Raw genomic sequence first — 6,802 nt, forward strand, 5'->3', positions numbered from 1 at the left:
GCGCACGCTGGAGAGGAGGACCGCACCGCCCGAAGAGGAACCGAGAGCAGCGGGGAGATCCGGGATGACGACCAGGGAGAACCTGCCAGAGGTGGTGTCGCGCGAGGAGTGGCTCACCGCCCGCAAGGAGCTGCTGACCGAGGAGAAGGAGCTCACCCGGGCTCATGACCGGGTCAACGCGGCCCGGCGCCGCCTGCCCATGGTCCGCGTCGACAAGCCGTACGCCTTCGAGGGGCCGGGCGGCGAGGTGAGCCTGCTCGACCTGTTCGAGGGGCGGCCCCAGCTCGTCGTCCACCACTTCATGTGGACCTTCGACATCGATGCCGACGGCGTCGAGCACCCCCGCGACAGCGGCTGCTCCAGCTGCTCGTCAGCGGCCGACGGCATCGGCAACCCGAGGCAGCTCCACGCCCGCAACACCACCCTGGTCGCGGTGACCCGCGCGCCCTACGGGAAGCTGGCCGCGTACCGCGCACGGATGGGGTGGACGTTCCCCTGGTACTCCTCGTACGGCAGTGACTTCAACTACGACTTCCACGCCACCAACGACGAACGGGTCGCCCCGGTGCAGGTCTTCCACCGCGGCGAGGCCGAGCTCGCCGAAGCCGGAACGCCGTGGACGGAGAGCATGCGCGGCGACTGGCCCGGCCTCAGCGCCTTCCTGCGCGTCGGGGACGAGGTCTTCCACACCTACTCGACCTTCGGCCGGGGCATCGAGGAGTTCCACAACGGCTACCCGTACCTCGACCTCACCGCGCTCGGCCGCCAGGAGGCGTGGGAGGAGCCGAAGGGCCGCGCCCACCCCCTCGGCCTCCAGGTCGGCGGCCCCGCGATGCGTCTCCCCGACGAGTACGGTCTCTGACCCCATTCGCCCCTCTCGCCCGCGCACACCCGTGACGTGGATGCGCGCGGGCGCGGCGCGCATCCACGTCGGGGCCGGGCTGGTCAGAAGCGGTGTGCCGGGCGGACGGGGGCGGTGGCCGAGCTGGACTTGTACGGCGACACGGCGGTGAAGGTGGCGCGGTAGCCGTGGTGGCGCAGCTCGTCGTAGCGGGCGCGGGTGACATTGCGGACGGTGGCGTCACACCGTGCCGTGCCCCGGGTGTCGGTCACCGCCGTGCACAGGCTCCGGTTGCCGGAGGCATCGGTGAACCGGATGGACTGGCCGCGCAGCGGGGCGTCCTGCGCCGTCGTCAGGGTGGCGGACAGTCCCCTGACCCTGAGGGAGGGCGGGTTCAGCTGCCGCCGCACCGTGGCCGGGGAAGCGGTCAGCCGGGTGGAGGTGAGCCGGGTGGGCTTGGGGTGGGCGGGCTTGTGGTGATCCACGACCGGGATGGCCAGTCCGACGGGGGCGTGCAGCCCATCGATGGGCACGGTGGTCTGGGGGCCGCCGTTCGCGGGGACCTCCACCACCCGGTCGTTGCCGAAGTCGGCGATGAACAGGTTGCCGCGCGCATCGAGGGCCAGTCCCTGCGGACTGCTCAGCCCGGTCGCCGGGACGGTCCACTGGGAGCCGCCGCGGGCGGGCAGTCTGATCACGCGGTTGTTGCCCGAGTCGGACACATACAGGTTCCCGGCCCGGTCGAACGCGAGCCCGGTGGGCTGGGAGAGGCCCACGATGGGCAGGGTCCGCTGGGCACCGCCGTCCGCGGACACCTCCACCACACGGTCGTTGGCGAAGTCGGCGATGAACAGGTCGCCGTCGGCGGCGAGCGCCAGACCGTCGGGGTGCAGCAGCCCGGTGGTGGGCACGGTGGTCTGACCACCGTCCGGGGGCACCCGCACCACCCGGTTGTTGAAGCTGTCCGCGATGAAGAGGTCCCCGCCGGGGTTGAGGTCCAGTCCGAGCGGGCGGTTGAGACCGTCGGTGGGAACGGTGGTCTGGCCTCCGCCGCCGGCCGGGACCTCCACCACGCGGTTGTTGCCGGTGTCGGAGATGAAGAGGTTGTCGTCGGTGTCGAGCGCGAGACCGGTGGGGCGGGTCAGACCGGTCGTGGGAACGGTGGTCTGGCCGCTGCCGTCGGTGGCGACCCTCAGCACCGTGTTGTCGGTGTACTCGGAGACGTACAGGGGGACGGCGCGCCGTGCGGGGTCGGGCGGCGCGGCCGAGGCCGTGGTCGCCGGTGCGACGCCCGCCGTACACAGCGTCAGGATGCCCGACAGCGCGGTCAGTCGGTGTCTTGTGGAGAAGCGGCTCATGACACACCCATCTGTTCTGGACGGACGCTCGACCCTAGGAACCCCTCGCCCGCACCCGTCCGCACCACGCCACCGCGTCTCCCGGCTTCCACCCCAACGGCAGCAGGCGCGGGGGGCGCCGCCGCGCTCCCCGCGCCTATCTCCGCCCCGGTGTCAGGGCCGGGCGGTTCAGCCCCCTCCGGAGATGGTCACGATGGCGGCACGAAGCTGTTCGATGACCGCGGCGTTGGGGCAGACGTGGCCGTAGCCCTCGACGAACAGCCCGGTGGCTCCGGGCACGGTCGCGGCCAGGGCCCGTCCGTGTTCCACGGGGATGATCGGGTCATCGGTGCCGTGGATGACCAGGGTGGGCACGTCCAGCGCACGCAGCCGGGGCGCGAGGTCACCGACGGCCGCGGTGGCGTGGATGGCGTGCTGACTGGCGTCCGGGTGCCAGGGGTTCGTCGCGCGGTCGTACTCGTGGGTGAGGACGGCCCGGCACTCCTCCAGGTCGAATTCGGTGCTTCCGGCCAGCGGTGCGTAGGCGCTGAAGCGGGCCTCGATGAGCTCCTCCCGGGTGGCGGGCGGGCTCGCCGTCAGCTCCGCCCCCACCTGGGCCATATGCGCCAGGTAGTCGGCGTGCGGGGGCGGGGAGAAGAACGACGCCTCACCGCTGAGGGCGGGCACGATGCCCGCCAGGCGCGAACTGGTCGCCACCAGCGTCAGCGAGCGCACCCGGTCCGGGTGGTCGAGCGCGAGGAGCTGGGCGATGAAACCGCCCATGGACCCACCGACGATATGCGCGGCGTCGACGCCGTAGCCGTCCAGGACCGCCAGGGCGTCGCGGGCCAGGTCATGGCAGTCGTAGGGGTTCTTGTCGTAGTCGATCAGGGTGGACTTGCCGGTGTTGCGGTGGTCGTAGCGGATGACGTGCCGCCCGCTCGCCGCCAGGCCGTGGCACAGGCTGTCGGGCCACCCCACGGCCTGGGCGTCGGCCCCCACGATCAGCAGGACGGTGGGGTCGGCGGGATCCCCGAAGTCCTCGGTCCACAGCTGGAGTTCACCGGCTTTGACGGTCTTCTCAGGCATGCGGCGGTCCCTTCCTGTCCCCTGGGGAGACCCGTTCCGTCCCTCGCAGGGCCTCGATGGCGGCGTCGCGGATGGCTCCGCGACGGGTCTTGCCCGCGTCGTCGCGCAATGGCTCGTCGGTGAATTCGATGGAGCGGGGGATCTTGTGCCGGTCCAGCCGGTCGGCCAGGTGGTCTAGGAGCTCCTCGACGGTGGTTCCCGGGGCCGCCTGGACGACGGCGTGGACCCGCTGGCCGAGGTCGTCGTCCGGAAGTCCGACGACCGCGCTGGTCTGCACCGCGGGGTGCTCGCTGAGGGCCGCTTCGACCTGTGCCGGGTAGATGTTGGCGCCGCCGGAGACGATGAGGTCGGTGCGGCGGTCGCTGAGGTAGAGGTAGCCGTCCTCGTCCATCCAGCCCAGGTCGCCCAGGGACTCCCAGTCCCCGTGGGTACGGGCCTTCGCCCCGATGTACCGGTAGCCGGGGTCGCCCTCGGGCGGCCGCATGAAGATCTCGCCGATCACACCCGGCGGGGCCGGTGTGCCGTCGGGGTCGAGCACGGTCATCTCGCCGCTCATCACCCGGCCCACCGAGCCCCGGTGTGCGAGCCACTCGGTGCCGTTGAGTGCGGCGATCGCCTGGGCCTCCGTACCGGAGTACATCTCCCACAGCCGCTCGGGGCCGATCAGCTCGATCCACGCCTCCTTCACCCACGGCGGGCAGGCCGCCGCGGAGTGCAGCATCACCCTCAGGGAGGAGCCGTCGAAGCGTCCCGGCTGCTCCTGCTCCGCGCGCCAGATGCGCTGCATCATGGTCGGCACCACCACCATCCACGACACGGCATGGGTGCGGATGGCGTCCATGGCCTCGATGGCGTCGAAGCGGGGCAGCACCACCAGATGGTGGCCCATGAACAGGCCCAGGCTGGAGAAGGTGAAAGGCGCGTTGTGGTAGAGCGGGCCCGGGACCAGCTGGCAGTCGTCGGGCTCCATCAGCATCGCGCGGGCCTGGGCGAGGTCGATGTCACCGTCGTGGCCATCGACGATGATCTTGGGGCGTCCGGTGCTGCCGCCCGAGGTCGGAGCCTTCCAGGAGGGGGAGATCCGTTCGGGCAGCGGGCCGTCGTCCAGTCCCGGGGGCGGCAGGAAACCGGCGGGGACATGAGCGACGCCGGGGTGGTCGGCGGGGTCCAGATCCCCGACCACCAGCGTAGAGCCCGCCAGCTCCACGATCTCCCGCCGCTCACGGGCCGGCAGCCGCCAGGAGACCGGTTGCGGCACGGCACCGAGTTTCCACACGGCGACGGTGGCGAGGAAGAACTCGATGGAGTTCGGCAGCGCGATGGTGACGAAGTCACCCTGCTCCACTCCGAGTTCCGCGTAGGCGCGGGCGAGCCGGTTGCTGCCGCGGTCGAGCTCCTCCCGGGTCAGGGTCCGCGCGCCACAGGTGACGGCGGGGCGCTGTGGATCCCGCTCGGCCAGTTCCCTGATGATGCGGCCGATCGGTTGCGTCGTGGACATCGGTCATCCTTCTCGCGGCTCTGGACCGGACGGCGGCCGGGACGTCTCCTCCGGTGCGGGCCCCGCACCGGTGCGGCGCGGGCGGAATGAAGAGTGGCGCATCTGTTCCTCGGGCCGACCGCGCCACCGTCACCCGGGCGGCACCGCCGGTCCGACGCCATCAAAGGCCGGGGCCGGACACGGCCGCATCCGTAGAACCACTGGGTCGGCCGGGTGCCGGGCCGGAAACACCGGCCGCGCGGACCGGTGGCGGCCCGGTCCTGACACCACCACACCCGGTCCACGCAATGTGACCGCCGCCACTATTTCCGCAACCTGGACACATACGCTCGTGGCCGGTAACACTTTGCGCAGCGGGAGCCTGTCGATCAGGCCGTCACCCACCGCAGGGACGCCCACGGCGTATCCGTCCACGCGCACCCACCCCTTCCCGGGCCACGGGACGCGTCGTGTCCCACCGATCGACACCTCTTCACTCCTCGCTCTCAACTCCTCGCCTCCGCGACCGCTGTGGAATCGCCTTCCCTGGTGCCCTTCCCACCGGGCCGGTGTGCGTCCGCCAGGACGGGCGGCACACACCGGCCACCCGGCGCGCGGCTGTGATGAGGGCTGCGCACACCGCCCGGCGGCGCGGCCACTCCTAGACCCACAGGGAGTCGTTCCATGAACGTCACGGTCGCCCCGGCGGACACGGGGAAACCACCGAAGATCCGTTACGGCGGAGTGATGACGTCCGTCGTCAGTGTCACCCTCATGTACAACGTCTGTCTGGGGGGCGCGCTGGGGATCCTGATACCGAAACAGATCGCCGAGATCACCCCCGACGGCAAGGTCGGCGCGCTGGCCATGGTGACCGCGGTCGGTGCGGCCGTCACCGTCTTCGCCAACCCCATCGCCGGTGCGCTGTCGGACCGTACCCGCAGCCGCTGGGGGCGGCGTACGCCCTGGGTGATCGCCGGTGGGCTGGGCAGCGCGGTGTCCCTGCTGGCGCTCGGCACCCTGGGCGCGCTGGTGTGGATCGCGTTGTTCTGGGCGCTGACGAAGATGTTCCTCAATGTGCTGATCGCACCGGTCAACGCGCTGGTGCCGGACCGGACACCCCCGGAGAAGCGCGGCTTCGTCTCCGCCCTGATGGGGCTGGCCGGGTTCGCGGGTGCGGTCGGGGGCACGCTGGTGGCCGCGGCGTTCGTCTCCCGGATCCCGGCCGGCTACACGGTGATCGCGGTGGGTCTGGTGGCCGCGGCCGTGTCGTTCGCGCTGCTGTCCGGTGACCGCTCCAGCGCGGGTGAACCGCGGTCCCCGTTCCACCTGGGGCGCTTCCTCCGCGGCTTCTGGGTGAGCCCCCGCCGGTACCCCGACTTCGCCTGGGCGTTCGTCGCCCGCACGGCGATGGTCCTCGGATTCAACGCGATCCTCACCTACCAGCTCTACATCCTCCAGGACTATGTGGGCATGTCCCTGGACGAGGCCGCGGAGCTCAGCCCCGCCCTGAACCTGGTACTGGTGGTGGGCGTCATCATCGGCACGATCCCCTCCGGCGCGCTGTCCGACCGGCTGGGCCGCCGCAAGGTGTTCGTGCTGATCTCCTCGCTCACCATCGCGACCGCCGGTCTGGCGCCCCTGTTCTGGCCCACCGTCACCGCGATGTACGTGTTCTACGCCATCGCCGGTCTGGGCTTCGGCTGCTACGCGGCGGTGGACCAGGCCCTGATGACCCTGGTCCTGCCCAACGCCGAGGACAACGGCAAGGACATGGGTCTCCTCAGCATCGCGAACAACGGCGCCCAGGCGGTGGCCCCCGTCGTCGCCGCGGGGCTGATCAGCGCACTGGGCGGCTACCGGTCACTCTTCGGTGCCGGTGTCGTGCTCGCGATCATCGGCGCGGCGGCCGTCCTGCCGATCAAGAGCGTGCGCTGAGCCGGCGCCCGCCGAGTCGGCCTCGCCGGGGGGGGGGGGGGCCCCCCCCCCCCCCCCCCCCCCACCCCCCGGCCCCCCCCCCCCCCCGGCCCCCCCCCCCCCCGCCCCCCCCCGCCCCCC

Annotated in this window: 5 protein-coding genes; 2 read left to right on the forward strand and 3 right to left on the reverse strand. The window is 71.8% G+C overall.

Annotation, left to right across the window (positions count from 1 at the left end; genetic code table 11):
- Positions 1–64: 64 nt before the first annotated feature.
- Positions 65–862 carry a DUF899 domain-containing protein gene (locus NMK44_RS32705; protein ID WP_254749917.1) on the forward strand — a complete coding sequence of 266 codons (798 nt, stop codon included), beginning with the start codon at positions 65–67 and terminating at the stop codon, positions 860–862.
- A gap of 83 nt (positions 863–945) precedes the next feature.
- Here NMK44_RS32705 and NMK44_RS32710 read toward each other — a convergent pair whose 3' ends face one another.
- The 3 genes from NMK44_RS32710 to NMK44_RS32720 form a co-directional block, all read right to left on the reverse strand.
- The gene (locus NMK44_RS32710; protein WP_308358651.1) at positions 946–2,199 is read right to left on the reverse strand and encodes a virginiamycin B lyase family protein; all 1,254 of its coding nucleotides are present in this window, start codon (positions 2,197–2,199) and stop codon (positions 946–948) included.
- A 168-nt stretch (positions 2,200–2,367) separates the two neighbouring features.
- Positions 2,368–3,267: an alpha/beta fold hydrolase gene (locus NMK44_RS32715; RefSeq protein WP_254749919.1), complete on the reverse strand. Its 900-nt coding sequence runs from the start codon at positions 3,265–3,267 to the stop codon at positions 2,368–2,370.
- A complete protein-coding gene (locus NMK44_RS32720; RefSeq protein WP_254749921.1) occupies positions 3,260–4,765 on the reverse strand; it encodes an AMP-binding protein in 1,506 nt (501 codons plus the stop codon). Before NMK44_RS32720 ends, NMK44_RS32715 begins: the two co-directional genes overlap by 8 nt.
- 663 nt (positions 4,766–5,428) lie before the next feature.
- Between NMK44_RS32720 and NMK44_RS32725 the strand changes: the two genes are divergently transcribed.
- The gene (locus NMK44_RS32725) at positions 5,429–6,682 is read left to right on the forward strand and encodes an MFS transporter (protein WP_254749923.1); all 1,254 of its coding nucleotides are present in this window, start codon (positions 5,429–5,431) and stop codon (positions 6,680–6,682) included.
- Positions 6,683–6,802: the final 120 nt, after the last annotated feature.

It is taken from the genome of Streptomyces cucumeris (assembly GCF_024295805.1).
GTDB classification, from domain to species: Bacteria; Actinomycetota; Actinomycetes; order Streptomycetales; family Streptomycetaceae; genus Streptomyces; species Streptomyces cucumeris.